The organism is Variovorax sp. MPBD4-3 (assembly GCF_058809745.1).
In genome coordinates this window covers 1-24,731 of record NZ_JBXASW010000080.1, presented here as the reverse complement: position 1 = coordinate 24,731, position 24,731 = coordinate 1, and the positions used below count along the sequence as shown (strand labels likewise).

Genomic DNA, 24,731 nt, shown 5'->3' with positions numbered 1-24,731 from the left:
GGGTGCCTTGCGCAGCGAAATAAAGGAGGAGGGGCGCAGCCCCGGGGGACATTCGCGGAGCAAGGTACCCCGTCGGCGTGAGCGTCGCCCCGAATCGACACAACCCACCGAGTCGTCAGGCCGACTGCATGATGGACGCCAGCGCGTCGGCAATGGATTGGCTGTCTTCCGGCCGCACCAGCTTCGCGACTTCCTTTCCGTCGCGCATGAACACCAGCGTGGGCCACAGCCGCACGTTGAACGAACGGCCCAGCGGCCGGCCGCTGCCGTCTTCGACCTTGATGCGGCGCACGTCCGGATACTTGGCGAAGGCCTCCGCGATGTTCGGCTGCGCGGCCTTGCAGATGCCGCACCAGTTGGTGCCGAACTCGACCACGGCGGGGCCGGTGAGCGCATCGATCTCGGCGCGGTCGGGTTGCTCGGTCTTGTATTCGGAAGTCATGTGGAAATGTTCCTGTGCTGAACTGAAGGGCTGTCGATGCCCTTCATTGCACCAGAAACTCAGGCCGCCTGCAGGTCGTAGCCTGAAAGCAGCGCGGGCAATTCGGCCATGTCGCTGAACACGCGCACCACGCCCACGCTCAGCAGCGGCCCCGGCCCGCTGTGGCCCGATTCGCCGGTGCTGTAGCCAAACACGGTCGCGCCCGCGGCCACGCCGGCCATCGCACCGGTGACGGTGTCCTCGACGATCGCGCAGCGGCGCGGATCGACGCCCAGCGCCTCGGCTGCCGCCAGGTACACGTCGGGATGCGGCTTGGAGCGCGGCATTTCATGGCCACTGAAGATGCGGCCCTGGAAGCAGTCCAGCAGGCCGACCTTGGCCAGCTGCAGCTCGACCTTGTGGCGGTCGGCGCCCGAGGCGCAGGCGATGCGGCCCTTGAGCCGCGCATGGATCTCGCGGATGGCGGCCGGCGCGTTCGGAATGGCGACGAGGTCGCGCTCCAGCGCTTCGTTGCGCCGCGCACGGAAGCTGCGCAGCCACTCGTCGGTGATCTTCACGCCGGTCTTCGATTCGATGAGCGCGGCCTCGTCCTTCACCGCCTTGCCGGTGAAGGTGTTCATCGATTCCTCGGTGCTGAGGTGCCAGCCGAGCTCGCCGAGCATCTCGGCGAGCACGCGGTTGGTGATGGGTTCGGAATCGACGAGGACGCCGTCGCAGTCGAACAGGACCGCGGAAAAGGGAAAAGGGGTCATGCCTCCATGGTAGCAACGACCCCGCTGCAAGCTCAGGACACGGCCTTGATCGGGATGTAGATCTCGCCGCCGCCCGCCATGAATTCCTTCGACTTCTCTTCCATGCCCTCGGTCATGGCCTCGGCTTCGGCCACGCCCTTCTTCGCGGCGTACTCGCGCACTTCCTGCGTGATCTTCATCGAGCAGAACTTGGGGCCGCACATGGAGCAGAAGTGCGCCACCTTGCTCGAGTCCTTGGGCAGGGTCTCGTCGTGGAATTCGCGCGCGGTGTCGGGGTCCAGGCCCAGGTTGAACTGGTCCTGCCAGCGGAACTCGAAGCGCGCCTTGCTCAGCGCGTCGTCGCGCGAGCGCGCGCCCGGGTGGCCCTTGGCCACGTCGGCCGCATGCGCGGCGATCTTGTAGGCAATGATCCCCTGCTTCACGTCGTCGCGGTCGGGCAGGCCCAGGTGCTCCTTGGGCGTCACGTAGCAGAGCATCGCGGTGCCGGCCCAGCCGATCATGGCCGCGCCGATGGCGCTGGCAATGTGGTCGTATCCCGGCGCGATGTCGATGGTCAGCGGCCCCAGCGTGTAGAACGGCGCCTCGTGGCAATGCTTGAGCTGCTCGTCCATGTTCGACTGGATCATGTGCATCGGCACGTGGCCCGGGCCTTCGATCATGGTCTGCACGTCGTGCTTCCAGGCGATCTGCGTGAGCTCGCCCAGCGTGCGCAGCTCGGCGAACTGCGCCTCGTCGTTGGCGTCGGCGCCCGAGCCGGGGCGCAGGCCGTCGCCGAGCGAGAAGCTCACGTCGTAGGCCTTCATGATGTCGCAGATGTCCTCGAAGTGCGTGTAGAGGAAGCTCTCCTTGTGATGCGCGATGCACCACTTGGCCATGATCGAGCCGCCGCGCGACACGATGCCCGTCATGCGGTCGGCCGTGAGGTGGATGAACGGCAGGCGCAGCCCGGCGTGGATGGTGAAGTAGTCGACGCCCTGCTCCGCCTGCTCGATCAGCGTGTCGCGGTAGATCTCCCACGTGAGGTCTTCGGCCACGCCGCCCACCTTCTCCAGCGCCTGGTAGATGGGCACGGTGCCGATGGGCACCGGCGAGTTGCGCACGATCCAGTCGCGCGTGGTGTGGATGTTCTTGCCGGTCGACAGGTCCATCACGTTGTCGGCGCCCCAGCGGATGGCCCACACCAGCTTTTCGACCTCTTCCTCGATGCTCGAGGTGACGGCCGAGTTGCCGATGTTGGCGTTGATCTTCACCTTGAAGTTGCGGCCGATGGCCATCGGCTCGACTTCGGGGTGGTTGATGTTGGCCGGAATGATGGCGCGGCCGCGCGCCACCTCGTCGCGCACGAATTCGGGCGTGATGATGCGCGGAATGATCGCGCCCATGGGGTTGCCCGCCACGCGCTTCGCACGCTCCTCGTTGGCGAGGTACTCGGCCATCCACTCGCGCTTTCCGTTCTCGCGCAGGGCCACGTACTCCATCTCGGGTGTGACGATGCCGCGGCGCGCGTAGTGCATCTGCGTGACGTTGGCGCCCGACTTCGCGCGGCGCGGCTGGCGCTGCAGCGCCGAGGCGCCGGCGCGCAGCTCGGCCAGGCGCTGGGCGTCGCGGTCTTCGTTCTTGGCGCCGTCGTCCAGCGCATGGTGCGAGCGGCCCTCGTAACTTTCCGTGTCATTGCGCTCGATGACCCACGCGCCGCGCACGTCGGGCAGGCCGCGGCGCACGTCGATCTGGACCTTGGGGTCGGTGTAGGGGCCGGAGGTGTCGTAGAGCGAGACGGTCTCGCCGTTGGTCAGCAGCACGTCGCGCACCGGCACCTGCAGGTCGGGCCGGCTGCCCGGAATCACGCACTTGTGCGACGCGGGAAACGGCTCGCGCGTGAGCGAAAGCAGCGAGGTGAACTTGTCGGGGGCATTCATCGGAGGCACTCCTTGTTGAGGAAAAGGGTGCTCCGCAATCGCTCGGTGGACTTCGGGAAGCCCGTCACGGAAGGGGGAGTGACGGACCGGAGTCAGGGAGTGCAGCTCTTCTTACGCCGGTATGACCCGGATCAAGTTCGCGGGTCGGCAGCTTTGCCATCTCAGCACGCCACATGCGTGCACCCCGGAGCGGGGCCGATTGTGCGAGCCGCCGGGCGGCGCGTCAAGCCAGGGGCTGCTGCAGGTCGCCGTCGAGATAGAACCAGCGCGCGCCCTCGCGCACGAAGCGGCTGCGCTCGTGCAGCCGGGTCGCGGCGCCGGTGGCCGCGCTGCGCTGGCGGGCGACGAACTCGACCTCGGCGTGGTCGGCGTCGAGCACGGAGCGCGAACGGATGTCCAGCCCCAGCCACTTGACTCCGGGCTCGAACTCGATGGAGGCCGGGCGCCTGGCGGCGTCCCAGGTGGCGAGCAAGTACTCGCCGCGCTCCAGCACGAAGGCCGAGTAGCGAGAACGCATCAGCGATTCGGCGTCCGGCGCCGGCGTGTTCTCGAAATCGTCGAGATAGCGGCCACAGCACAGGGCGTAGCCGATGGGCTTGTCGCGGCGGTCGGTACGGCCGCAGGGACAAGGTCCGGTGGTGGGATCGATGGCACTCATGAAGACCGCTATTGGAACACCTCGCGGGCCGGGTGCCGAGAGGGCAAGCCCCGGGGTGCCGCGCCGAGGGCATTCACCCTTGGCGCGGCGCTTGCTAAGCGCTAGCTTCACAGCGATTCCACCGGAAGAACCGCGATGTACCTCACAGGCACTGAACAGCAGGCGTTGCGCGGCGTTTTCACGCTGCTGGCGCAGGACGCCGCCGGCAACGAGCGGGATATTCGCGAAAGCCTGGGCCGGGCGCTGCTCGACCTGCTGCGCGCGGACCAGTTCGCCTCGTTCGTGTGGGATGCGGGCAGCCGCAGCTTCGGCGCGCGCGTGGCGATCAACATGGAGCCCGCCAACCTCGACAGCTACGCGCAATGGCACCAGCACAACGACCCGATCACCTTCGTGCTGCAGTCGCGCCGCCGCGCCACGCGCGTGACCGAGGTGATGCCGCAGCGCGCCCTGATGCGCACCCCGTTCTTCAACGACTTTCTGTCGCGCGACGGCCTGCACTGGGGCATGAACCTGCATGCCTTCGAGGGCGAGCGCGCGCTGGGCGACCTGCGCATCTGGCGGCGCAAGGGACGCGGCGATTTCGGCGACCACGAGAAGGCGCTGCTGGACCTGATCGAGCCGGCGTTCGCCGGGGCGCTCCTGCGGGCGCAGCGGGCAGCCGCTTCAGCCGCCCCGAGCGACACACGCGAAGCCGCATGGGCCTTGCTGAGCGTGCGTGAACAGGAGGTGGCCCGCTGCGTGCGCGAAGGGCTCACCGACAAGGAGATCGCGCGGCGCATGGCGGTGGGCGTGCCCACCGTGCGCACCTACCTGCGGCGCATCTTCGACAAGCTGGGCATCGAGCGCCGCGCGGCGCTCGCGGGCTGGAGCGTGCCGCCGGCCGGGCGCTGACCACGCACGCCGGCTTGCCTGCCTATTTGGGCGCGTTCAGCCGGCCGAGCACCTGTTCCACGGCGAGCCCCACGGACAGCAGCTTGCGGTCGCTGCCGGCCGGCCCGTCGAGTTCCAGCCCCACGGGCAGGCCCGTCGTCGCGCCGAGGCCCGACGGCAACTGCACGCCCGGAATGCCGGCGTTGCTGCCCGGGTCGGTGTTCTGGATCAGCGCGCCGAAGTTAACCGGGCTGCTGGCTTCGGGCGCCGCGGCCAGCGCCACGCGCGGCACGGTCGGGAACACCAGCGCGTCGAGCCTGTTGCTGGCGAAGGTGTCGCGGTAGAGCTTTTGCAGCGCGGGGCGTGCCACGCGCATCGCGTTGTCGTACACCGGCTTCGCATCGACCGTGCCGGCGGGCGCGGGCAGCTTGCGCGGGATCACGAAGGCGTCGAAGGTGCCCTTGACGTCGGGGCTGGCGATGCCGGCCGCGAGCTGCGCGATGTCGATGCCGGTGCGGTACTTCGCGAGGTAGGCCGCCATGTCGTCGTTCGCCTCGTAGAGCGCGAGCGGAAAGCCGATCGCGCCGTTGAGCTCCATCAGCTTCGGCATTTCCACATCCACCAGCGTGACGCCGGCCGCGCGCAGCTTGGCCAGCGCGGCGTCGGTGGCGGCGCGCGTGTCGGCGTCGAGGTTGGCGTAGAAGGCCTGCACCACGCCGAGCCGCACGCGCTTCAGGTCGACGGGCCTGAGCGGCTTGCCGCCGGCGATCACGCCGTCGAGCAGCGCCACGTCGGCCATCGACTGCGCCATCGGCCCGGCCGTGTCGCGCGTGTGCGAGATGGGCGCAATGCCCTGCTGCGGATAGCGGCCCATGCTCGGGCGCAGCGACGCGCAGCCGTTGAAGGCGCACGGAATGCGCACCGAGCCGCCGGTGTCGGTGCCGAGCGCGGCCGGCACCATGCGCGCGCCCAGCGCCGCGCCATTGCCCGACGACGAACCGCCCGCGATGCGGCTCGCGTCGTAGGCATTGCGCACGCCCACCTCGGGCCCGCTCTGGAACGCGGGGTTGTAGCCGGTGACGCCGAAGGCCAGCTCGTGCATGTTGGTCTTGCCGAGCACCACCGCGCCGGCGGCGCGCAGCCTGGCCACCACAGGTGCATCGGCGCCGGGCACGAAGCCCTTGAGCGCAGGCGTGCCGGCCGTCGCGGGCAGGCCCTGCACCTGGATGTTGTCCTTGATGGCCACGGGCAGCCCCGCGAGAGGCTTGCACGCACCGCCGCGCTTGCGCAGCGCATCGGCGGCGCGCGCCTGCTTCAGTGCGCCGGCTTCATCGAGCGTGATGAAGGCATTGAGATTCGCCCGGGCCTTGGCCTGGGCGATGTAGGCCGTGACCAGCTGCTCGCTGGTGACGGTACCGGCGCACAGCTGCTTCACGGCTTCGGTTGCGGTCAGCGTGGCGATGTCGGGCGCGGCGGCGGTCTGCGCCTGCGCCGGCAGGCTGGGAGCGCCAAGGCACAGCAGGGCCAGGGCGGTGGCGGGAACGGATTTTGAAATGGACATGGCGAAGGCCTCCGACAAGAGAGGCCGCCATGGTGCGCTCGAGGCGCGCGGCTGTCTGTCGTCGAAACCGATGACAGGCTGACGGATGGGTAACCGGCTAGCGGAACATCACCCACTCGGGCCGCATGTTGAAGCGCACCGGCAGGATGCTCACGCCGAGGCCGCTGGTTACGTACATGCGCCTGCCCTTGTGCGAGATCCAGCCGTAGGCCCATTCGCGCGGCGCCGCGCCGGGCACGATCAGTGCGCCATGGCCCGGCACGCTGACCTGTCCGCCGTGCGTATGCCCCGCGACCACGAGGCCTCTTGTGCGCGGCATGGTCGCGAGGCTGAAGGGGTCGTGCATCATGACCAGTGTCGCTGCCTCGGACGGCACGCCGGCCAGCGCGCGCATCGGGTCCGAATGGCCGGTCGAGTGATCGCCGATACCGACCACCCAGAGGTCGTGGCCGGGCACTTGCACCGAAGCGTTTTCCAGCACCCGGATGCCCTGCGCGGCCAGTGCCTTGGCGATGCGTTGGCCGTCATGCCACCAATCGTGGTTGCCGAGCACTGCATACACGCCGTGCGGCGCCTTCAGGCGGCCGAACACCACGGCCATGTCTTCGATGGGCAGCGACTCGTCGCCACCCGAGCCGGCCAGGAAGTCGCCGGGCAGCAGCACGATGTCGGGCTGCGCTGCATTGATGTCGTCCACGACGCGTGCGGCGCGCCCAAGGCCGTTGACGCGCCATGCCGAACGCGCGGTGAGGTGCCAGTCGCTCGCCACCGCCACCTTCAGTCCCGGCGGCGCCTGCCATGCAGATGAGCCCAGGGGTTCTACACGCACGGCCACCCAGCGCGGCTCGATGACGAAGCCCCATAGCGCGAGCCCCGCCAGCACGCATGCCGTGGCAATCCAGCCCCACCGCCGTCCGCTGCGCCGGTTCACGCCAGCGCGCGTTGAATCAAGAGCTTCTGGATGTCCGAGGTGCCTTCGTAGATCTGGCACACGCGCACGTCGCGGTAGATGCGCTCCAGCGGGAAGTCGTTCACGTAGCCGTAGCCGCCCAGCGTCTGGATGGCGGCGCTGCACACGCGCTCGGCCATCTCGCTGGCGAAGAGCTTTGCCATGGCCGCCTCCTTCAGGCAGGGCCGGCCGGCGTCGCGCAGCGCAGCGGCGTGCCAGATGAGCTGGCGCGCCGCTTCGAGCTGCGTCGCGCATTCGGCAAGGCGGAAGCCCACGGCCTGCTGGTCGAAGATCGAACCGCCGAAGGCCTGGCGTTCCTTGGCATAGGCCAGCGCAACGTCGAAGGCGCTGCGCGCCATGCCAACGCTCTGCGCTGCAATGCCGATGCGGCCGCCCTCGAGCGCGCCGAGGGCGATCTTGTAGCCCTCGCCTTCGGCGCCGATGAGGTTTTCCACCGGGATGCGGCAGCCGTCGAAGTTGATCTGCGCGGTGTCGCTGCTGTGTTGGCCCAGCTTGTCTTCCAGGCGCGCGACGTTGTAGCCGGGCGAGTCGGTCGGCACCAGGAACGCGCTCATGCCGCGCTTGCCCGCGCCCTTGTCGGTCACGGCAATGACGACGGCCACATGGCCGTTCTTGCCGCTGGTGATGAACTGCTTGACGCCGTCGATCACGTAGGCGTCGCCGTCCTTGCGCGCCGTGGTGCGCAGGCTCGACGCATCGCTGCCGGCCTGCGGCTCGGTGAGGCAGAAGGCGCCGAGCATGCGCCCCTGCGCGAGCGGCTCGAGCCACTGCTTCTTCTGCTGCGCGTTGCCGTAGCGCATGAGGATGGCGTTGACGGGGCAGTTGGTCACGCTGATGGCGGTGCTGGTGCCGCCGTCGCCGGCCGCGATTTCTTCCAGCACCAGCGCCAGCGTGAGGTAGTCGAGGCCGGCGCCGCCATGCTCCTCGGGCACGCAGATGCCGTAGGCACCCAGCGCCGCGAGGCCCTGATGCGCTTCCTTCGGAAAGCTGTGCTCGCGGTCCCACCTGGGGGCGTTGGGCCACAGCTCGGCTTGCGAGAAATCGCGCACCGCGTCGCGGATGGCTTCCTGGTCTGCTGTCAACAACATGGCAGTTCCTTCTATGTGAAGAGGCGGTCGCCGCCGGGCCGCCCCAAGGCGGACCGCGCCTCCCCCTCGGGGGGTGGAGTTACACGAGCAAGGCGAGTGAAAAGCCGGGGGGCAGCATTTACTTTCCGGCGCCGAGGTCCATGATCAGGCGCGCGGCCATGTACAGGCGGCGTGGAATGGCGCTGATGTCCACGTACTCGGCCTTGTCGCTGTGGTAGCCGAAGCCGGGCAGGCCCAGGCTTTCGATCACGGGCTTGCCGGAGAGCGCCGCATAGGCCGCGTCGGTGCCGCCGCCGGTGCGTTCTTCCACGCCCAGCGTGCCGCCGGCTTCCTTGTAGTACGCCACGGCCTTGTCGACCAGCTTCTTGCCGCCTTCACCGGCATTGAAGGCCGGGCGGCCGCGCGTGACGATCACCTTGACGTCGGCCTCGGGCAGCTTCTTCTGCTGCGCGCGCTCTTCCAGCGTCTTCATGGCGGCGTCGAAGTCTTCGTTGCGCGCATAGCGCACGTCGGCGTTCAGCGTGGCGGTGGCCGGGATGATGTTCGACACGTTGCCGGCCTTGGCGATGGTCCAGTTGAAGCGCAGGTTCTTCGACTTGTCGTCGATGTTCATCGTGCGCAGCACCAGGTCGGAGGCCTCGACCAACGCGTTCACGCCCAGCTCGGGCGCCGCGCCCGCATGCGATGCCTTGCCGGTGATGTTGACCTGCACGTACGCGATGCCAGAGGTGCCGAGCGAGAGCTTCTCGTCGCCTGCACTGGTGGGCTCGAAGGAGAGCACGTAGTCGGCCAGCTTGGCTTCTTCCTGGATCAGGTCGCGCGAGCCGAAGGAGCCTTTCTCCTCGTCGGTGTTGAACAGCACGGTGATGGTGCCGTAGTCGCGCACGCCGTATTCCTTGAGCAGCTTGAGCGTGTGCAGGATGACGGCGTTGCCGCCCTTGTCGTCGGCGATGCCCGGGCCGTAGGCCTTGTCGCCCTCGACGCGGAACGGAGCCTTCGCGAGGATGCCCTTCAGGTACACCGTGTCCATGTGCGACATCAGCAGCAGGTTCTTGCCGCCGCGGCCCTTGATCTTGCCCACGATGTTGTCGCCCACCACGATGCCGGCCGACTTGCTGCGCGTGACGGTGAAGCCCAGGTTCTTGAGTTCGCCCTCGAGGTAGTTGCCGGCGGCGGCGATGCCTTCGGCGTCACCGGTGCCGGTCTCGATGTTGACGAGTTTCTCCAGCGTCTTGATCACCGCGGGCTGCTCGTCGGTGGCAGCCTGGAACAGCACGTTGTCGCGCTTCTGGGCCCAGCTGGCGGCGGGCGCCAGGAAAGCGGCGGCCAGCAAGGCGGCAATGGCGGTACGGTGGATGGATGGGCGCATGAAATCTCCTGCTCTACGCATTTATTTGAATGTCTGAATGAAAAAAAGCCGGGAGTGCCCGTGCTCGGACGCTCCCGACGCTGCTCTTATAGCAATTCGAGTGCCACGGCTGTGCCTTCGCCGCCGCCGATGCACAGCGTGGCCACGCCGCGCTTCTTGCCGCGCGCCTTCAGCGCGTGAATGAGCGTGACCATGATGCGCGCGCCGCTGGCGCCGATCGGGTGGCCCAGCGCGCAGGCGCCGCCGTGCACGTTGACGATCTCGTGCGACACGTCGAGCTCGTGCATCAGCGCCATCGGCACCACGGCGAAGGCCTCGTTCACTTCCCACAGGTCCACGTCCTTCACGGCCCAGCCGGTCTTCTTGAACAGCTTGGCGACAGCGCCCACGGGCGCGGTGGAGAACCACTCGGGCTGCTGCGCGTGCGTGGCATGGCCGACGATGCGGGCGATGGGCCTGGCGCCGATCTTCTTGGCATGCGACTCGGTCATCATCACCAGCGCGGCGGCGCCGTCGTTGATGGACGAGCTCGATGCGGCGGTGATGGTGCCGTTCTCTTTCTTGAACGCGGGCTTGAGCGTAGGGATCTTGTCGAGCTTGACCTTGCCCGGGCCTTCGTCGACCGAGACCACCGTGTCGCCGCCGCGGCCCTTGACCGTGACGGGCACGATCTCGTCCTTGAACAGGCCGGTCTCGGTGGCCTTCTTGGCGCGCTCGACGCTGGCGATGGCGAAGGCGTCCTGCTGCTCGCGCGTGAACTTGTACTTGGCCGCGCAGTCCTCGCCGAAGGTGCCCATCGAGCGGCCCGGCTGGTAGGCGTCTTCGAGGCCGTCGAGCATCATGTGGTCGAAGATGCGGTCGTGGCCCATGCGGTAGCCGCCGCGGCCCTTGAGCATGAGGTAGGGCGCGTTGGTCATGCTTTCCATGCCGCCCGCGACGATCACGTCGTGCGTGCCGGCCAGCAGCAGGTCGTGCGACAGCATCGCGGCCTTCATGGCCGAGCCGCACATCTTGCTGAGCGTGACCGCGCCCGCGCTGTCGGGCAGGCCGCCCTTGTAGGCCGCCTGGCGAGCCGGGGCCTGGCCCTGGCCGGCCATCAGGCAGTTGCCGAACAGCACTTCGCCCACGCTGTCGGGCGCGATGCCCGCGCGCTCGACGGCGGCCTTGATGGCGGCGCCGCCCAGGTCGTGCGCGGAGAGCGACGAGAAGTCGCCCTGGAAGCTGCCCATGGGGGTGCGGGCAAGGCCGACGATGACGATGGATTCGGACATGTGGAGGTCTCCTTCAGGAATGATGTGAAAGCGGAAATCGAAAACAGCCGTACGGGTCAGAAGTGCGTCGCGTGCCCTTCGTGCTGGAAGCGCTGCGACTCTTCGTAGGGGAACACATCGAGCATCTGCCCGGCCTGGATGCGTTCCTTGTGGTGCTGCCAGAAGGCGGCGTCGAGCAGGTCGGCGTGGTGGGCCATGAAGGCCTCGCGCACGTCCTTGTTGCCCAGCAGGAATGGCTCGAAGGTTTCGGGGAACACGTCTTTCGGGCCGACCGAATACCAGACCTCGCCGCTCATTTCTTCTTCCTCGTTGCGCGGCTCCGGCACCTTGCGGAACTTGCAGTCGGTGACGTATTCGATCTCGTCGTAGTCGTAGAACACCACCTTGCCGCCGCGCGTGACGCCGAAGTTCTTCCACAGCATGTCGCCGGGAAAGATGTTGGCCGCCACCATGTCCTTGATGGCATTGCCGTACTCCACCACCGCATGCTCGAGCTGCTCTTTCGCGCGCCTGGCGTGCGCCGGGCTCTCGGGATGGGCCAGCGTGTCGAAGGCTTCCTGCAGGTAGATGTTCAGCGGGATCATGCGCCGCTCGATGTAGACGTGCTTGAGCACCAGCTCCATTTCCCCGTTGCCGTCGCGGTCGCCGATCTCGAGCTGGCTGGGCGCGAACTTGCGGATCTCCTCGATCAGCCCGGGCTCGAAACGGTCGAGCGGAAAACCCACGTCGCTGTACTCCAGCGTGTCGGCCATGCGGCCCACGCGGTCGTGCTGCTTCACGAGCATGTACTTGCCCTTGATCTGCTCGCGCGTGGTGTCTTTCTGCGGCGGATAGAAGTCCTTGATGACCTTGAACACGAACGGGAACGACGGCAGGTCGAACACCAGCATGACCATGCCCTTGATGCCGGGCGCGATGCGGAAGCGGTCGCTCGAGTAGTTCAGGTGCGAGAGGAAGTCGCGGTAGAACAGCGTCTTGCCCTGCTTGGCGAGGCCGAGCGCGTTGTAGATCTCGGCGCGCGGCTTGCGCGGCATGAGCGAGCGCAGGAACTGCACCCAGGCCGAGGGCACTTCCATGTCGACCATGAAGTACGCGCGCGCAAAGCTGAAGAGCATCTGCAGGTCGTCTTCGCCGAACAGCGCGGCGTCGATGTAGAACCTGCCGTGGCTGTCGTGCAGTATGGGCAGCGAGAACGGGATCTCGGTGAAGCCGTTCATGATCTTGCCGACCACGTACGCGCCCTTGTTGCGGAAGAACAGTCCCGACAGCACCTGCAGCTGGAAGTTGGCGCGCAGCTTGACCTGGTGGAAGCGGTTCAGGATGACATGCGCCACGCGCTGTGCGTCGCGCCGCTTGTTGGCGAAGCTGCCGAGCAGGGAAAAGTCGTCGAGCATCTGCTCGACGGTGTCGGCCAGCGTGTCGGGCGACGGGTAGTAGGGCCGATAGGTGGGCGCGCCGCGCGGCTCGATGTACTCGGTGCTGATGGCCGGGCGCACGAAGATGAAGTCGTTCTGGAAGTACGCGCGGTGCAGGATCTTGGTGGTCACCGAGTTGAAAAAGCTCTCGGCCAGCTCGGGCTGGTGGTGGTTCACCAGCAGGCCGATGTAGTGCAGCTTGACCTGGTGCCACACGTCCATGGGCTGCTCGCCGGCCTTGAACTCTTTCTCGAGCCGGGCCACGGCCTCGCTCACGCGCAGGTCGTAGAACTCGATGCGCTCGCGCTGCGCACGCTGCTGGCCGTGCCAGTCGGCGGTTTCGAAGCGGTGCTTGGCGCGCGCCGACTCGGCCCGGAACAACCGGTAGTGCCGGTTGAAGCCGTCCATCATCGCCTTCGCAATGTCATAGGCCAGCGGCGAATCGAGACGCTGCGGGAACATGGCGGGACGGACGGGGTGGAGGAAGACGGCGCTGCCGCCGCTCAGGTGGCCGCGGTGGCGCCGTCGGCCTCGGGCTGCGCCGCCGTGATCGACTTCACCGATGCCCCGGGCTTGCTCCACTTGTGGCGGATGCGCTGCACCGCGGCCTTGTAGATGGCGTCGAGCGGCTGGGTGCCGTCCACGCTCAGGCCGAGGTCCTGCAGCAGGCCGTCGTGCACGCCGAAGGTCCAGCCGTGGATGCGGACCTTCTGGCCGCGCGCCCAGGCGTCGACCATAACGGTGCTGACGGCCACGTTGACCACCTGCTCGGCCACGTTGAGCTCGCACAGCGCATCGACGCGGGCTTCCTCGTCGGGCAGGCTCTCGAGCATCACGTGGTGGCGGTCGCGCACGTCCTGGATGTGGCGGATCCAGTTGTCGGCCAGGCCGATGCGCTTGCCGCTGAGCGCGGCCTTGACGCCGGCGCAGCCGTAGTGGCCGACCACCATGATGTGCTCGACCTTCAGGTGCTCGACCGCGAACTGGATCGCCGAGAGCGCGTTCAGGTCGGAGTGCACCACGATGTTGGCCACGTTGCGGTGCACGAACACTTCGCCCGGCTCCAGCCCGGTGATCTGGTTGGCGGGCACGCGGCTGTCGGAGCAGCCGATCCACATGTAGCGCGGCGTCTGCTGCTTCACCAGGCCGGTGAAGAAGCCGGGGCGGTCACGCTCCATCTGGGCGGACCAGGCACGGTTGTGGGCGAAGAGGTCGTTGAGGTTATCGGTGTCGGACATAGTCAGCTATTGTCGATGAGTCGTGTGTTCTCAGGCTTTGGCAGCCTTTTGCGCCCTGGCCAGCGTGGCGCGCCCCTTTTTCTCATGTTCGCGGACTTCCGCGAGGTTGGCTTGCAGCTCGGCCAGCTGCGCCTCGAGCTGGGCACGGTGCGCGCCCAGCACGCCGAGAAACTTTTCCAGCTGCGGCACCGTGTCGCGCGGGCTGTCGTACATGTCGAGGATGTCCTTGGCCTCCGTCAGGCTCAGGCCGAGGCGCTTGGCGCGCAGCGTGAGCGTGAGCCGGGCGCGGTCGCGCGCGCTGTAGATGCGCTGCAGGCCGGCGCGCTCGGGCGTGAGCAGGCCCATGTCCTCGTAGAAGCGGATGGCCCGCGTCGTGAGGTCGAATTCCTTCGCGAGCTGGCTGATGGTGAAGGTTTGCGCAGGCATGACGACGGTGGAGGCGAAAGGGACGCCGGAAGGAGGGTTACCGGGGCGACAGCAGGTTTCCCCCGCGATCCCTACAATGGAGCCCTCATTCCATGACGTTTACGTAAACGTCAATCTTACATGAACCTCCTCGAACGCGAACTCCACTATCCCCTGGGCGACACGCTGCCCCAGCCCGGCGAAGCCATGGAAGTGGCGCCCGGCGTGCGCTGGATCCGCATGCGGCTGCCCTTCGCGCTCGACCACATCAACCTCTGGCTGCTGCGCGACACCATCGACGGCGTGGCCGGCTGGACGGTGGTCGACTGCTGCATCGCCCACGACGAGGCCCGCGCGCAGTGGGAACAGATCTTCGAGACGCAGCTGCAGGGCCTGCCGATCCTGCGCGTCATCGTCACCCACATGCACCCCGACCACATCGGCCTGGCGCACTGGCTGTGCCAGCGCTGGAACGTGCCGCTGTGGATCAGCTCGACCGACTACCACGTGGCGCGCGTGCTCAGCACCGCCGGCGACACTCTGGCCGGCGGCGAACAGGCCGCGCGCTTCTTCGCCTCGCACGGGCTGACCGACCCCGAATCCATCGCCAAGATCCGCGCGCGCACCAACTACTACGCGAACATGGTGCCCTCGGTGCCCGACAGCTTCGTGCGCATGCTCGACGGCGACACCGTCATGATCGACGGCCATGCCTGGCGCTGCATCAGCGGCTACGGCCATGCACCGGAGCACATCTCGCTGTACTGCGACGAGCTCAAGCTGCTGCTGGGCGGCGACATGATGCTGCCGCGCATCTCCACCAACGTGAGCGTGCACGCGGGCGAGCCCGAAGCCAATTCGCTGCGGCTGTTCCTGGACAGCATCGACAGGTTCAAGGCCCTGCCGGCCGACACGCTGGGCCTGCCCTCGCACGGCAAGCCATTCACCGGCATCCACCGCCGCGTCGACCAGCTGCAGGAGCACCACCGCGACCGACTGGCCGAACTGCTCGAAGCCTGCGTGGCGCGCCCGCTCACCGCGGCCGAAGGCCTGCCGATCCTGTTCAAGCGCGAACTCGACCTGCACCAGATGACCTTCGCCATGGGCGAGACCGTGGCCCACCTGCACCTGCTGTGGTTCTCGGGCCAGGTGAAGCGCGAGCTGGGCAAGGACGGCATCTACCGCTTCGGCCCCCAGGCCACCACGGCTTAGACTCTCCGGATGGACGACACGCTGGCTCAGCTGCGCGCGGGCCGGCTGGCAGGCGCAACAAGAATCGACCTCTCGTGCGGACTCACCGAGTTTCCGCGAGAGGTTTTCGACCTGGCCGATTCGCTCGAGGTGCTGAACCTGTCGGGCAATGCGCTCGACACCCTGCCCGACGACCTGCACCGCCTGCACAGGCTGCGTGTGCTCTTCTGCTCCGACAACCGCTTCTCCGAACTGCCCGAAGCCGTCGGCCGGTGCCGCAGCCTCGACATCGTGGGCTTCAAGGCCAACCGGATCCGCAGCGTGCCGGCCGCCGCCCTGCCGCCTTCGCTGCGCTGGCTGATCCTCACCGACAACCGCATCGAAGAGCTGCCCGATGCGCTCGGCGCCTGCACGCGCATGCAGAAGCTGATGCTGGCGGGCAACCTGCTGCGCGCGCTGCCGCCTTCGATGGCCGGGCTCGAGCGACTCGAACTGCTGCGCATCTCGGCCAACCGCTTCGAGACGCTGCCCGAATGGCTGCCGTCGCTGCCGCGCCTGTCGTGGCTCGCCTGCGCCGGCAACCCCTTCGACACGCAAGCCGAAGACGCCGCCATCGCAGCGCGGTCGGTGCCGCATGTCGACTGGCATGAGCTGACGCTGGGCCGCAAGCTCGGCGAAGGCGCATCGGGCGTGATCCACCAGGCGACGCTCGGCGCATCGCGACAGGTGGCGGTCAAGCTCTTCAAGGGCGCCGTCACCAGCGACGGCTGGCCGCACAGCGAAATGGCCGCCTGCATCGGCGCGGGCGCGCACCCCACGCTGATCGCCGCGCAAAGCCGCATCGACGGGCATCCGCAAGGCACCGAAGGCCTGGTGATGGGGCTGGTCGACCCGCGCTTCACCACGCTGGCGGGGCCGCCCAGCCTGGCATCGTGCACGCGCGACGTCTATGCCGACGATGCACGCTGGCCCGCGGCCGTCGCCCTGCGCATCGCGCGGGACATCGCCTCGGCCATGCAGCATCTGCATGCGCGCGGCATTCTTCACGGCGACCTGTATGCGCACAACATCCTGCGCAGCCCCGAAGGCGAAGGCCGGCTCGGCGACTTCGGCGCGGCCTGGATGAGCGGCTCGCTCGGCGAGGCGCAGGCACGTGCATTCCAGGCGCTCGAAATTCGCGCCTTCGGCTGCCTGCTCGAAGAGCTGCTCGAACGCTGCACCGATGCCGTGCCGGCCTCGGTGAGCGCCTTCAAGGACCGTTGCCTGCAGCCTGTTCCCGCCGCGCGCCCTTCGCTTGCCGAGGCGTTGCCGCTGCTGCAGGAAGCAACCGCCCGATGACGAGACGCCGTCCGCCGCAGCTGCCGCTGCCCACGCGCGACGGCGTGGGGCCCAGCTGCGTCGGGCTGCCGCACGGCCCATGGCCGACCATCGCCGAGTTCCTGATCGAGCGCTTCCCCGCCATCACGCGCGAGGCCTGGCTCGAACGCATCGCGGCCAACGACGTGATCGACGAGCACCACGTGCCGGTGACGGCGCAGCGCCGCTACCAGTCGCCGCTGCGCGTGTACTACTACCGCTCGCTCGACAACGAGGTGCACATTCCTTTCGAGGAACAGGTGGTGTTCCAGGACGACCAGCTGCTGGTGGTCGACAAGCCGCCTTTCGTGCCGGTCACGCCCACCGGCAAATACCTGCAGGAAAGCCTGCTGGTGCGGCTCAAGCGCAAGCTGAAGATCGACGACCTGGTGCCGCTGCACCGCATCGACCGCAGCACTTCGGGGCTGGTGCTGTTCTCGGTGCGCCAGGAAACACGCGGCGCCTACCAGGCGATGTTCCCCGAGCGCCGCATCGACAAGCACTACGAGGCGGTGGTGCCCTGGCAAGAGGGCGTCTCGTCGGTGCCCGCCACCTACCGCAGCCGGCTGGTCGACGACGACCATTTCATGCGCGTTCGCGAGGAGCCCGGCGAACCCAACTCCGAGACGCACATCGAGCTGCTGGCCGCGCGCGACGGCCATGCGCTGCTCAAGCTCTCGCCCGTCACCGGCCGCAAGCACCAGCTGCGCGTGCATTGCCTGGCGCTGGGCATGCCGATCGTCAACGACCCGATCTACCCTGTGCTGCTGCCCGAGAACACCGACGATTTCGACAAGCCGCTGCAGCTGCTGGCCAAGTCGGTGGCCTTCACCGACCCGGTCACGGGCGAGCCGCGCCGCTTCAGCAGCCCCCGGAACCTCTCGCTGGCACCAAGGTGACGCGGACCGGGCGCGGTGCGCACTAAGCTCGTTTCCTGAAAATCTTTCATTCAGGAGACAACCGCACCATGGACACCACCCAACTCTTCTCGCTGAAGGGCCGCACCGCACTCATCACCGGCGGCTCGCGCGGCATCGGCCGCATGATCGCCGAGGGCTTCCTGGCCCAGGGCGCGCGCGTGTACATCTCGGCGCGCAAGGCCGCGGCCTGCGACCAGACGGCGAAGGAGCTGTCGGCCTTCGGCCACTGCGTGTCGCTGCCGGCGGACGTGTCGACGGTGGAGGGCGCGCACAAGCTGGTCGAGGCCTATGCAAAGCACGAAGGCACGCTCGACATCCTGGTGAACAACGCGGGCGCGGCCTGGGGCGCGCCCTACGCGGAGTTTCCGGAAAGCGGCTGGGACAAGGTGGTGGACCTGAACCTCAAGACACCCTTCTTCCTGACCCAGGCGCTCACGCCGATGCTCAAGAAGGCCGCCACGGACCACCTGGCGAAGGTCATCAACATCGCCTCGATCGACGGCATTTCCGTCAACCCGCAGGAAACCTACTCGTACGCCGCCAGCAAGGCCGGCCTGATCCAGCTCACGCGGCGCATGGCCCTGCGGCTGGCGCAGGAGCGCATCGTGGTGAGCGCGATCGCGCCCGGCGCCTTCGCTTCGGACATGAACAAGGACGCGCGCGACCACGGCGACGAGGTCAAGGGCCGCATTCCCGCCGGGCGCATCGGCGTGCCGGAAGACATGGCGGGCGCGGCCATCTACCTGGCGTCTCGCGCGGGCGACTATGTGATGGGTTCGACGCTGGTGGTGGACGGCGGCGTCACGCACGCGCGTTGACACTCAACCAAAGGCTTCAGGACCAGCGGGGAACCGCTTCGTCCTTGAGCTGCCGGCGCAGTTGGTCGTAGTCGGGCACCACGCTCTCGACCGTTTCCCAGAAGCGGTGCGAATGGTCCATCACGCGCAGGTGGGCCAGTTCATGCGCGACCACGTAGTCGATCACCGGCATGCGGAAATGAATGAGCCGCCAGTTGAGCCGGATCGACCCGTCGGCGCTCGCGCTGCCCCAGCGCGTGGCCGCGTTCGACAGCGACAGCTTCTGCCAGCGCACGCCCAGCAGCGGCGCGAAATGGTCTAGCCGCTCGATGAAGAGCTTGCGCGCCTGCCGCGTGAGCCAGGCCTGCGCCGCGTCGCGGATCTGCGAAGGCTCGGCGTTCTGCGCTACCGCCAGGCGCAGAACGCGCGGCCCGTCGCCGACCTTTTCGTCGAGCGTGCCGCCGACGCTGGCAAAGCCGTGCTTCGGGTCGAGCCGGATCGCCACCGGCTCGCCGAGGAACGGAAACTCCGCGCCGTCGCGCCACTCGATGCGCGTGGCCTCGACGCGCGCGTGGCGCTGCTGCGTCTCGGCCAGCTTGCGCAAGATCCAGTCGGACTTCTCGCGGATGGCCGCGTCGACATCGCGCAGCGCCACCCAGCGCGGCGCGCGCACCGACAGCCCCTCGGCACCGACCAGGAAGCCGATGGTCTTGCGGTTGCCGCGCTTGAATTCATAGGCCACCCGCGCAGAGCCGAGCACCAGTTCGCGCGTGGCCTGCGGATGCGCGAAGCTGGCGAGCGTCAGCGTGTCGGCCAGCGGCACGGCCGGCGGGCCGGGCACCAGGTCGCGCGGCGCAGGCGGCGCGGCGGGAACGATGGCGGGAGGCGCGGCCACCGGGCCGGCAGGCTTCTTCGCGCGGCGCCGCGGCTTGGGCGCCGGCGCACGCGGGGCGAACTCGCTCCCCAGCCCTTCGAACAGGTCGAGCGTGAACTGCAGCAGGCCCCCCATGGCGGGTTCTCTCTCGTTCAGCTCGCCGCTTCTTGCTGCAGCTGCGGCGGGCTGTCGCGATAGGCCTCGGGGTCGAGGCGGCGCATCTCGGCCTCGATCCAGGCCTCGACCTCGCGCATCAGCTCGTCGGGCTTGCGGCCGACGCTGGAGATGGCCGGGCCGATCGACACGTCGACCACGCCCGGGCGCTTGATGAAGGCCTTGCGCGGCCACACCTTGGCCGAGGTCACGGCAATGGGAATGACCGGAACGCCGGTCTCGCAGGCCAGCCGCGTGCCGCCGCTCTTGTAGGTGCCCTTCTGGCCGCGCGGAATGCGCGTGCCTTCGGGGAACATGATGATCCAGATGCCTTGCGCCAGCAGCTTGCGGCCCTGGTTCACCACCTTGTTGAAGGCCTGCGCACGCTGGCTGCGGTCGATGTGGATCATGTCCAGCCGCGCCATCGCCCAGCCGAAGAACGGGATGTAGATCAGCTCTTTCTTGAACACGTAGGCCAGCGGATGCGGCATCAGCGTGGGCATCAGGAAGGTCTCGAGCGTGGACTGGTGCTTGACCAGCAGGATCGCGCCGGCGAGCTTGTCGGTCGGCAGGTTCTCCATGCCGCTCACGCGCGTCTTGATGCCCAGCAGCACGCGCGCGCCGCCGATGGCCCAGCCGAGCCAGCGCTCCGCCATCCAGTAGAGCGGAATGCCGCGCTTCCAGAGCGAGCTGACGCACATGATGATGCCCCAGGGAATCACGGTGACGAGCATCCACAGCGCGTGGAGAACGGAACGGAAAAACGCCATCAGACAGTCACCTGCAACGCGGCCCGCGCTTCGCGCGCGAGCAGAAAATCGACAAAGGCGGCGAGATCGGTGTGGACCACCGTGTTCGCCGGGTATTCGGAAGGCAGCGGATCGACGCCGCGGCAGGCCGCGCCCATGCCCGTGAGCAGGAGGTGCGGCTCGCAGCCGGCGGCCGCGCCGGCCTGGAGATCGCGCAGGCTGTCGCCCGCGGTCGGCACGCCCTTCAGATCGATGCCGTAGCGGTCGCCGATCTGCAGGAACAGGCCCGGCTTCGGCTTGCGGCAGTCGCAGTCCTCGTCGGGGCTGTGCGGGCAATAGAACACCGCGTCGATCCTGCCGCCCACCGCCGCCAGCATCTTGTGCATCTTGGCGTGCATGGCGTTGAGCGAGGCCATGTCGAACAGCCCCCGGCCCAGGCCCGACTGGTTGGACGCGATCACCACGTGCCAGCCCGCATGGTTGAGCCGTGCCACGGCTTCCAGCGCACCTGGCAGCGGCGTCCACTCGATGTCGCTCTTGACGAAGTCTTCGCGGTGCACGTTGATCGTGCCGTTGCGGTCGAGGATGACGAGTTTCATGAATGCACTCCCGCTTCGATGCGACGCCGTTCGATCCAGTCGCCAATTTGCGCCACCGGGTATTTCGCCACATCCAGCAACGCAGCGCGCTCGCGCAGGACCACCGGCGACACCAGCTTGAGCCTGAGCAGCTCGCGCACGAAATCGGCGTCTTTCTCGCGTCCCGCCACACACTTGGACAACGCCAGGTCGTGCAACTCCGGACACACCACCGTCAGTTCACCGACATAGTGAAGGCTGGCGCGCTGCATCCAGTCGCCCGGCATCACCGCCGTTTCCGGGCCCACGCCGTCCGCGTGATAGCCGAAGGTGTCGTCGAAGCTCGACAACGCGCCGATGGCGCCATCGATCAGGTCCGACTTCTCGGGATGCAGCGCCGGATAGAGATCGAGTTCGCGCGAGACCAGCAGGCTCTGCGGCGCATCCTGCAACAGGAAGAGCAGCGCCTGGCTGCCGACTACGACAAACGACTGCTCCTGCGCAATCGCGGCCGCCGCGCGCAGCACATGTTCCGCTTCGCTACGCTGCATGTGCGCCTTGCCGCGCCGCACGCAGGAGTTCGCCGCGTTCGCGCTGCGTCATGAGGACGCCGACGGGAGAAACATTGCGCAGCGCCACGGCGTGGTCGTCGGTGCCGCAAGTAGCGGCCTCAATGGCATCGACACCCGCCGCCAGCATGGCCCGCCACTCGTTCCAGTAGGCGTCGGACCGGGTCGCTCCGGCCAGCGCCTGCCATCGTTCGAGCGTTGCCGAAACATCCGCGATCCGCCCCGGATCGGCTCGCAGTCGCGATACCGCCAGGCGGTGCGCCTGGAGCAGGAAATCGTCGATCTGTTGTTGCCGGTTCATGGGGCGAATTATCGAGCGCGGAAACTCAGACGGCCAGCCGCTCGAGCTGCGCCACGCGGTTCATCGCGGCGTGCAGCGACATCAGCAGGCCCAGGCGGTTCAGCCGCAGGTCGGCCTGCTCGGCATTGACCATCACGCCGTCGAAGAAGGCGTCGACCGGCTCGCGCAGCGCGGCCAGCGTCTGCAGCGAGGCGGTGTAGTCGCCGGCTTCGAACTGCGCGTTGGCGGCGGGCACCACCTGCGCCATGGCTGCGTGCAGCGCCTTCTCGGCGGGCTCCTGCAGCAGCAGTTCGCTGACGTGCGCGTCGGCCTCGGGGGCCTTCTTGAGGATGTTGCCGATGCGCTTGTTCGCGGCGGCCAGGGCGGGAGCTTCAGGAAGGATCGCAAAGGCGCGCACTGCGGCCAGCCGCTTCGGGACTTCGTTGATCATTTCCGGATCGGATGCGGTTACTGCCTGAGCCTGAGCCATCGGATATCCCAGCTCACGCACATAGCTAACCAACCTATCGATGACGAAGTCATACACCGAGTAGCCTTTAGCATCAGAGACGAGACCGAAAGCAATATCCCCAGGACGTTGCTTAAAGTGTGCGGCTTCTAGGACGCTAGGCGGCAAGGTAAGTTGCGCCAGCCGCAGGACATCCGGCAAACTCAAAGCTATATCTCGTTCGATCAAAATTCGGATCACGCCGAGCGCATGGCGGCGCAGCGCGAACGGGTCGCGGTCGCCGGTGGGCAGGTTGCCGATGCCGAACATGCCGACCAGCGTTTCCAGCTTGTCGGCCAGCGCGACCACCAGGCCCACGCTGTTGCGCGGCAGCTCGTCGCCGGCAAAGCGCGGCTTGTAGTGGTCCTCGATGGCGTCGGCCACCGCGGCGTCGAGGCCGTCGTGCCTGGCGTAGTAGCGGCCCATGGTGCCCTGCAGCTCGGGGAACTCGCCGACCATGTCGGTCACGAGGTCGGCCTTGGCCAGTTGCGCGGCCTGGGTGGCTTGCGCGGCCAGCGCCGGGTCGCCCAGCTTCTCGGCGATGCCGCGCGCGATGCGCATCACGCGCTCCACGCGCTCGCCCTGCGTGCCCAGCTTGTTGTGATAGACCACCTTGCCCAGCGACTCGACGCGCGAGGCCAGCGACTTCTTGCGGTCCTGGTCGAAGAAGAACTTGGCGTCGGCCAGGCGCGGGCGCACCACGCGCTCGTTGCCGCCGATGACCGCGCTCGCGTCGTCGGGGCTGATGTTGCTGACCACCAGGAACTTGTTGGTGAGCCTGCTCGATGCGTCGAGCAGCGGAAAGTACTTCTGGTTGGCCTTCATCGTGAGGATCAGGCACTCCTGCGGCACTTCGAGGAACTCGCGCTCGAAGCTGCAGACCAGCACGTTGGGGCGCTCGACCAGCGCGGTCACTTCGTCGAGCAGCGCGTCGTCGTGGATGGGCACCGAGCCGCCGCCGACCTTCACCGCCGCCGCGGCCAGCTGACGCGCGATTTCGGCGCGGCGCGCCTCGAAGCTGGCGATGACGGCGCCTTCTTCCTGCAGCTGCAGCGCGTAGCTGTCGGCGTTGCGCAGCACGACCGGATCGACCGCCGCCTCGAAGCGGTGGCCGTGGGTGTCGCGGCCGGCCTTCAGGCCCAGGGCCTCGATCGGCACCACGGTGTCGCCGTGCAGCGCCACCAGGCCGTGCGCCGGGCGCACGAAGCTCACGCTGGTCCAGCCCGGCAGCTCGCAGCCGCTTTCGAGCTGGTAGCTCATGACCTTGGGAATCGGCAGCTTGGCGATGGCTTCCGCCAGCGCCTTCTGCAGGCCTTCGGCCAGCGTGGCGCCCTTGGCGGTGCTTTCGTAGAACAGGGCTTCGGCCTTGCCGTCCATCGCGCGCTTCAGGCCGGGCACGGCCGAGGCGTCGGCACCCAGCGCGCCCAGGCGCTTGAGCAGCGCCGGCGTGGCCTGGCCCGAGGCGTCGAGGCCCACGGCCACGGGCATGAGCTTCTGCGACACGGCCTTGTCGGCGGCGCGCTCGGCCACGTGCGTGAGGTGCGCGGCCAGGCGGCGCGGCGAAGCGTACGGCGTGAGCACCGAGCCGGCCTCGGCCAGGCCTTGCGCCACGAGCTGGTCTCGCAGCACGCCCGCAAAGGCGTCGCCGAGCTTCTTCAGCGCCTTGGGCGGCAGTTCTTCGACAAACAGTTCAACCAGCAGGGAATTCTTCATGGGACTCGTCATGGCTCAGGCCGCCTTCTTCGGTGGCATTTGTGCGACCCATTCGCGCGGGGCCATCGGAAAGCCGAGCCGCTCGCGGCTGTCGTAGTAGCTCTGCGCGACGCTGCGCGCCAGATTGCGGATGCGGCCGATGTAGGCCGCGCGTTCGGTCACGCTGATCGCGCCGCGCGCGTCGAGCAGGTTGAAGCTGTGCGCGGCCCTGAGCACCTGCTCGTAGGCCGGCAGCGCGAGCTGCTCGGTCATGAGGTGCTTGGCCTGCTTCTCGTGCGCGTTGAAGGCGGTGAAGAGGAACTCGGCGTCGCTGTGCTCGAAGTTGTAGGTCGACTGCTCGACCTCGTTCTGCTTGTAGACGTCGCCGTAGCTCAGGCCGTCGGTCCAGGTCAGGTTGTAGACGTTGTCCACGCCCTGCAGGTACATGGCCAGGCGCTCCAGGCCGTAGGTGATTTCGCCGGTGATGGGCTTGCAGTCGATGCCGCCGACCTGCTGGAAATAGGTGAACTGCGTCACTTCCATGCCGTTGAGCCAGACCTCCCAGCCCAGGCCCCAGGCGCCGAGCGTGGGGTTCTCCCAGTCGTCCTCGACGAAGCGGATGTCGTTCTTCTTCAGGTCGAAGCCCAGGGCTTCGAGGCTGCCGAGGTAGAGCTCGAGGATGTTGGAGGGCGCGGGCTTCAGCACGACCTGGTACTGGTAGTAGTGCTGCAGGCGGTTCGGGTTCTCGCCGTAGCGGCCGTCCTTGGGGCGGCGGCTGGGCTGCACGTAGGCGGCTTTCCAGGGTTCAGGGCCGAGGGCGCGCAGGAAGGTGGCGGTGTGCGAGGTGCCCGCGCCCACTTCCATGTCGTACGGTTGCAGCAGCGCACAGCCCTTGTCGGCCCAGTACGACTGCAGTTTGAGAATGATTTGCTGGAAGGTCAACATGAAGCTGGCCGGCGGGGCCGGACATTGGACGGTAGCGCGGCGAAGCACCGCGAAAGCGGGCGATTTTACGTTCGGAGGGCAACTCTCCCACAGCGGCTCGGGAAGTCGCCTGCTCGCGCAGTGGCGCGGCGGGTGAGACAACACCCCACCCCGTACAAATC

At 67.8% G+C, this 24,731-nt stretch carries 24 protein-coding genes and 1 riboswitch; of the genes, 5 read left to right on the top strand and 19 right to left on the bottom strand.

Annotated features, from left to right (window positions below):
• Nucleotides 1-115: 115 nt before the first annotated feature.
• From AC1RVW_RS28185 to AC1RVW_RS28170, 4 genes are all read right to left on the bottom strand, one after another.
• A complete protein-coding gene (locus AC1RVW_RS28185; RefSeq protein ID WP_493203914.1) occupies nt 116-442 on the bottom strand; it encodes a thioredoxin family protein in 327 nt (108 codons plus the stop codon).
• Between the two features lie 59 nt (nt 443-501).
• Complete coding sequence (locus AC1RVW_RS28180) at nt 502-1,194, bottom strand: HAD family hydrolase (protein ID WP_493203912.1); 693 nt, start codon at nt 1,192-1,194, stop codon at nt 502-504.
• Nucleotides 1,195-1,226: 32 nt separating this feature from the next.
• Nucleotides 1,227-3,110: a phosphomethylpyrimidine synthase ThiC gene (thiC, locus tag AC1RVW_RS28175; protein ID WP_493203910.1), complete on the bottom strand. Its 1,884-nt coding sequence runs from the start codon at nt 3,108-3,110 to the stop codon at nt 1,227-1,229.
• A gap of 91 nt (nt 3,111-3,201) precedes the next feature.
• Nucleotides 3,202-3,307: riboswitch (TPP riboswitch) on the bottom strand.
• Between the two features lie 26 nt (nt 3,308-3,333).
• The gene (locus tag AC1RVW_RS28170; RefSeq protein WP_106936708.1) at nt 3,334-3,768 is read right to left on the bottom strand and encodes a YchJ family protein; all 435 of its coding nucleotides are present in this window, start codon (nt 3,766-3,768) and stop codon (nt 3,334-3,336) included.
• A 135-nt stretch (nt 3,769-3,903) separates the two neighbouring features.
• On the opposite strand from AC1RVW_RS28170, the gene AC1RVW_RS28165 reads away from it, so the two are divergent.
• Nucleotides 3,904-4,662: a helix-turn-helix transcriptional regulator gene (locus AC1RVW_RS28165; protein WP_493203908.1), complete on the top strand. Its 759-nt coding sequence runs from the start codon at nt 3,904-3,906 to the stop codon at nt 4,660-4,662.
• Nucleotides 4,663-4,684: 22 nt separating this feature from the next.
• On the opposite strand, the gene iaaH is transcribed toward AC1RVW_RS28165, so the two are convergent.
• The 8 genes from iaaH to AC1RVW_RS28125 all read right to left on the bottom strand — a co-directional run bounded on the left by iaaH (nt 4,685) and on the right by AC1RVW_RS28125 (nt 13,979).
• Complete coding sequence (iaaH, locus tag AC1RVW_RS28160) at nt 4,685-6,202, bottom strand: indoleacetamide hydrolase (RefSeq protein WP_493203906.1); 1,518 nt, start codon at nt 6,200-6,202, stop codon at nt 4,685-4,687.
• Nucleotides 6,203-6,299: 97 nt separating this feature from the next.
• On the bottom strand, nt 6,300-7,133 hold the full coding sequence (locus AC1RVW_RS28155; RefSeq protein WP_493203904.1) for a metallophosphoesterase: 834 nt from the start codon (nt 7,131-7,133) through the stop codon (nt 6,300-6,302).
• The gene (locus tag AC1RVW_RS28150) at nt 7,130-8,260 is read right to left on the bottom strand and encodes an acyl-CoA dehydrogenase family protein (RefSeq protein ID WP_493203902.1); all 1,131 of its coding nucleotides are present in this window, start codon (nt 8,258-8,260) and stop codon (nt 7,130-7,132) included. The genes AC1RVW_RS28155 and AC1RVW_RS28150 overlap by 4 nt, the downstream gene beginning before the upstream one ends.
• 118 nt (nt 8,261-8,378) lie before the next feature.
• Complete coding sequence (locus AC1RVW_RS28145) at nt 8,379-9,629, bottom strand: glutamate carboxypeptidase (protein WP_081269638.1); 1,251 nt, start codon at nt 9,627-9,629, stop codon at nt 8,379-8,381.
• Nucleotides 9,630-9,715: 86 nt separating this feature from the next.
• Complete coding sequence (locus AC1RVW_RS28140) at nt 9,716-10,900, bottom strand: acetyl-CoA C-acyltransferase (protein WP_409194345.1); 1,185 nt, start codon at nt 10,898-10,900, stop codon at nt 9,716-9,718.
• Nucleotides 10,901-10,956: 56 nt separating this feature from the next.
• Nucleotides 10,957-12,777: a bifunctional isocitrate dehydrogenase kinase/phosphatase gene (gene aceK / locus AC1RVW_RS28135; protein WP_409194346.1), complete on the bottom strand. Its 1,821-nt coding sequence runs from the start codon at nt 12,775-12,777 to the stop codon at nt 10,957-10,959.
• 41 nt (nt 12,778-12,818) lie between these two features.
• The gene (can, locus tag AC1RVW_RS28130; RefSeq protein ID WP_493203899.1) at nt 12,819-13,553 is read right to left on the bottom strand and encodes a carbonate dehydratase; all 735 of its coding nucleotides are present in this window, start codon (nt 13,551-13,553) and stop codon (nt 12,819-12,821) included.
• Nucleotides 13,554-13,583: 30 nt separating this feature from the next.
• Nucleotides 13,584-13,979, bottom strand: a complete 396-nt coding sequence (locus AC1RVW_RS28125) for a MerR family transcriptional regulator (protein WP_081269634.1) — start codon at nt 13,977-13,979, stop codon at nt 13,584-13,586.
• Nucleotides 13,980-14,099: 120 nt separating this feature from the next.
• On the opposite strand from AC1RVW_RS28125, the gene AC1RVW_RS28120 reads away from it, so the two are divergent.
• The 4 genes from AC1RVW_RS28120 to AC1RVW_RS28105 all read left to right on the top strand — a co-directional run bounded on the left by AC1RVW_RS28120 (nt 14,100) and on the right by AC1RVW_RS28105 (nt 18,243).
• A complete protein-coding gene (locus AC1RVW_RS28120; protein ID WP_081269633.1) occupies nt 14,100-15,170 on the top strand; it encodes an MBL fold metallo-hydrolase in 1,071 nt (356 codons plus the stop codon).
• Nucleotides 15,171-15,179: 9 nt separating this feature from the next.
• Entirely contained in the window at nt 15,180-16,487 is a 1,308-nt protein-coding gene (locus tag AC1RVW_RS28115; RefSeq protein WP_493203896.1) for a leucine-rich repeat-containing protein kinase family protein, read from the top strand.
• The gene (locus AC1RVW_RS28110) at nt 16,484-17,404 is read left to right on the top strand and encodes a pseudouridine synthase (RefSeq protein WP_106936701.1); all 921 of its coding nucleotides are present in this window, start codon (nt 16,484-16,486) and stop codon (nt 17,402-17,404) included. Before AC1RVW_RS28115 ends, AC1RVW_RS28110 begins: the two co-directional genes overlap by 4 nt.
• A gap of 68 nt (nt 17,405-17,472) precedes the next feature.
• Entirely contained in the window at nt 17,473-18,243 is a 771-nt protein-coding gene (locus AC1RVW_RS28105; RefSeq protein ID WP_409194349.1) for an SDR family oxidoreductase, read from the top strand.
• Between the two features lie 16 nt (nt 18,244-18,259).
• On the opposite strand, the gene AC1RVW_RS28100 is transcribed toward AC1RVW_RS28105, so the two are convergent.
• From AC1RVW_RS28100 to glyQ, 7 genes are read right to left on the bottom strand one after another with little or no spacing between them, the layout of a single operon-like run.
• A complete protein-coding gene (locus tag AC1RVW_RS28100; RefSeq protein WP_493203893.1) occupies nt 18,260-19,231 on the bottom strand; it encodes a M48 family metallopeptidase in 972 nt (323 codons plus the stop codon).
• 17 nt (nt 19,232-19,248) lie between these two features.
• Nucleotides 19,249-20,019 carry a lysophospholipid acyltransferase family protein gene (locus AC1RVW_RS28095; protein WP_081270145.1) on the bottom strand — a complete coding sequence of 257 codons (771 nt, stop codon included), beginning with the start codon at nt 20,017-20,019 and terminating at the stop codon, nt 19,249-19,251.
• Complete coding sequence (gene gmhB / locus AC1RVW_RS28090) at nt 20,019-20,597, bottom strand: D-glycero-beta-D-manno-heptose 1,7-bisphosphate 7-phosphatase (RefSeq protein ID WP_081270146.1); 579 nt, start codon at nt 20,595-20,597, stop codon at nt 20,019-20,021. Before gmhB ends, AC1RVW_RS28095 begins: the two co-directional genes overlap by 1 nt.
• Nucleotides 20,594-21,127 carry a DUF6036 family nucleotidyltransferase gene (locus AC1RVW_RS28085; protein WP_285414256.1) on the bottom strand — a complete coding sequence of 178 codons (534 nt, stop codon included), beginning with the start codon at nt 21,125-21,127 and terminating at the stop codon, nt 20,594-20,596. The genes gmhB and AC1RVW_RS28085 overlap by 4 nt, the downstream gene beginning before the upstream one ends.
• Nucleotides 21,117-21,446 (bottom strand): hypothetical protein, encoded by a 330-nt coding sequence (locus AC1RVW_RS28080; protein WP_081270148.1) that lies wholly within the window; start codon nt 21,444-21,446, stop codon nt 21,117-21,119. Before AC1RVW_RS28080 ends, AC1RVW_RS28085 begins: the two co-directional genes overlap by 11 nt.
• A gap of 25 nt (nt 21,447-21,471) precedes the next feature.
• Nucleotides 21,472-23,658 (bottom strand): glycine--tRNA ligase subunit beta, encoded by a 2,187-nt coding sequence (glyS, locus tag AC1RVW_RS28075; RefSeq protein ID WP_493203890.1) that lies wholly within the window; start codon nt 23,656-23,658, stop codon nt 21,472-21,474.
• A gap of 3 nt (nt 23,659-23,661) precedes the next feature.
• Complete coding sequence (gene glyQ, locus AC1RVW_RS28070; RefSeq protein ID WP_493203888.1) at nt 23,662-24,570, bottom strand: glycine--tRNA ligase subunit alpha; 909 nt, start codon at nt 24,568-24,570, stop codon at nt 23,662-23,664.
• Nucleotides 24,571-24,731: the final 161 nt, after the last annotated feature.

Bases quoted from the DNA above. Each gene is read 5' to 3' on its own strand.
- AC1RVW_RS28140 (WP_409194345.1), bottom strand. From the start codon at position 10,900: ATGTCCGAATCCATCGTCATCGTCGGCCTTGCCCGCACCCCCATGGGC.
- thiC (WP_493203910.1), bottom strand. From the start codon at position 3,110: ATGAATGCCCCCGACAAGTTCACCTCGCTGCTTTCGCTCACGCGCGAG.
- AC1RVW_RS28165 (WP_493203908.1), top strand. From the start codon at position 3,904: ATGTACCTCACAGGCACTGAACAGCAGGCGTTGCGCGGCGTTTTCACG.
- AC1RVW_RS28110 (WP_106936701.1), top strand. From the start codon at position 16,484: ATGACGAGACGCCGTCCGCCGCAGCTGCCGCTGCCCACGCGCGACGGC.
- AC1RVW_RS28115 (WP_493203896.1), top strand. From the start codon at position 15,180: ATGGACGACACGCTGGCTCAGCTGCGCGCGGGCCGGCTGGCAGGCGCA.
- AC1RVW_RS28105 (WP_409194349.1), top strand. From the start codon at position 17,473: ATGGACACCACCCAACTCTTCTCGCTGAAGGGCCGCACCGCACTCATC.
- glyS (WP_493203890.1), bottom strand. From the start codon at position 23,658: ATGACGAGTCCCATGAAGAATTCCCTGCTGGTTGAACTGTTTGTCGAA.
- AC1RVW_RS28085 (WP_285414256.1), bottom strand. From the start codon at position 21,127: ATGCAGCGTAGCGAAGCGGAACATGTGCTGCGCGCGGCGGCCGCGATT.
- aceK (WP_409194346.1), bottom strand. From the start codon at position 12,777: ATGTTCCCGCAGCGTCTCGATTCGCCGCTGGCCTATGACATTGCGAAG.
- AC1RVW_RS28080 (WP_081270148.1), bottom strand. From the start codon at position 21,446: ATGAACCGGCAACAACAGATCGACGATTTCCTGCTCCAGGCGCACCGC.
- gmhB (WP_081270146.1), bottom strand. From the start codon at position 20,597: ATGAAACTCGTCATCCTCGACCGCAACGGCACGATCAACGTGCACCGC.
- AC1RVW_RS28180 (WP_493203912.1), bottom strand. From the start codon at position 1,194: ATGACCCCTTTTCCCTTTTCCGCGGTCCTGTTCGACTGCGACGGCGTC.
- AC1RVW_RS28185 (WP_493203914.1), bottom strand. From the start codon at position 442: ATGACTTCCGAATACAAGACCGAGCAACCCGACCGCGCCGAGATCGAT.
- can (WP_493203899.1), bottom strand. From the start codon at position 13,553: ATGTCCGACACCGATAACCTCAACGACCTCTTCGCCCACAACCGTGCC.
- AC1RVW_RS28095 (WP_081270145.1), bottom strand. From the start codon at position 20,019: ATGGCGTTTTTCCGTTCCGTTCTCCACGCGCTGTGGATGCTCGTCACC.
- glyQ (WP_493203888.1), bottom strand. From the start codon at position 24,570: ATGTTGACCTTCCAGCAAATCATTCTCAAACTGCAGTCGTACTGGGCC.
- AC1RVW_RS28170 (WP_106936708.1), bottom strand. From the start codon at position 3,768: ATGAGTGCCATCGATCCCACCACCGGACCTTGTCCCTGCGGCCGTACC.
- AC1RVW_RS28150 (WP_493203902.1), bottom strand. From the start codon at position 8,260: ATGTTGTTGACAGCAGACCAGGAAGCCATCCGCGACGCGGTGCGCGAT.
- AC1RVW_RS28120 (WP_081269633.1), top strand. From the start codon at position 14,100: ATGAACCTCCTCGAACGCGAACTCCACTATCCCCTGGGCGACACGCTG.
- AC1RVW_RS28125 (WP_081269634.1), bottom strand. From the start codon at position 13,979: ATGCCTGCGCAAACCTTCACCATCAGCCAGCTCGCGAAGGAATTCGAC.
- iaaH (WP_493203906.1), bottom strand. From the start codon at position 6,202: ATGTCCATTTCAAAATCCGTTCCCGCCACCGCCCTGGCCCTGCTGTGC.
- AC1RVW_RS28100 (WP_493203893.1), bottom strand. From the start codon at position 19,231: ATGGGGGGCCTGCTGCAGTTCACGCTCGACCTGTTCGAAGGGCTGGGG.
- AC1RVW_RS28145 (WP_081269638.1), bottom strand. From the start codon at position 9,629: ATGCGCCCATCCATCCACCGTACCGCCATTGCCGCCTTGCTGGCCGCC.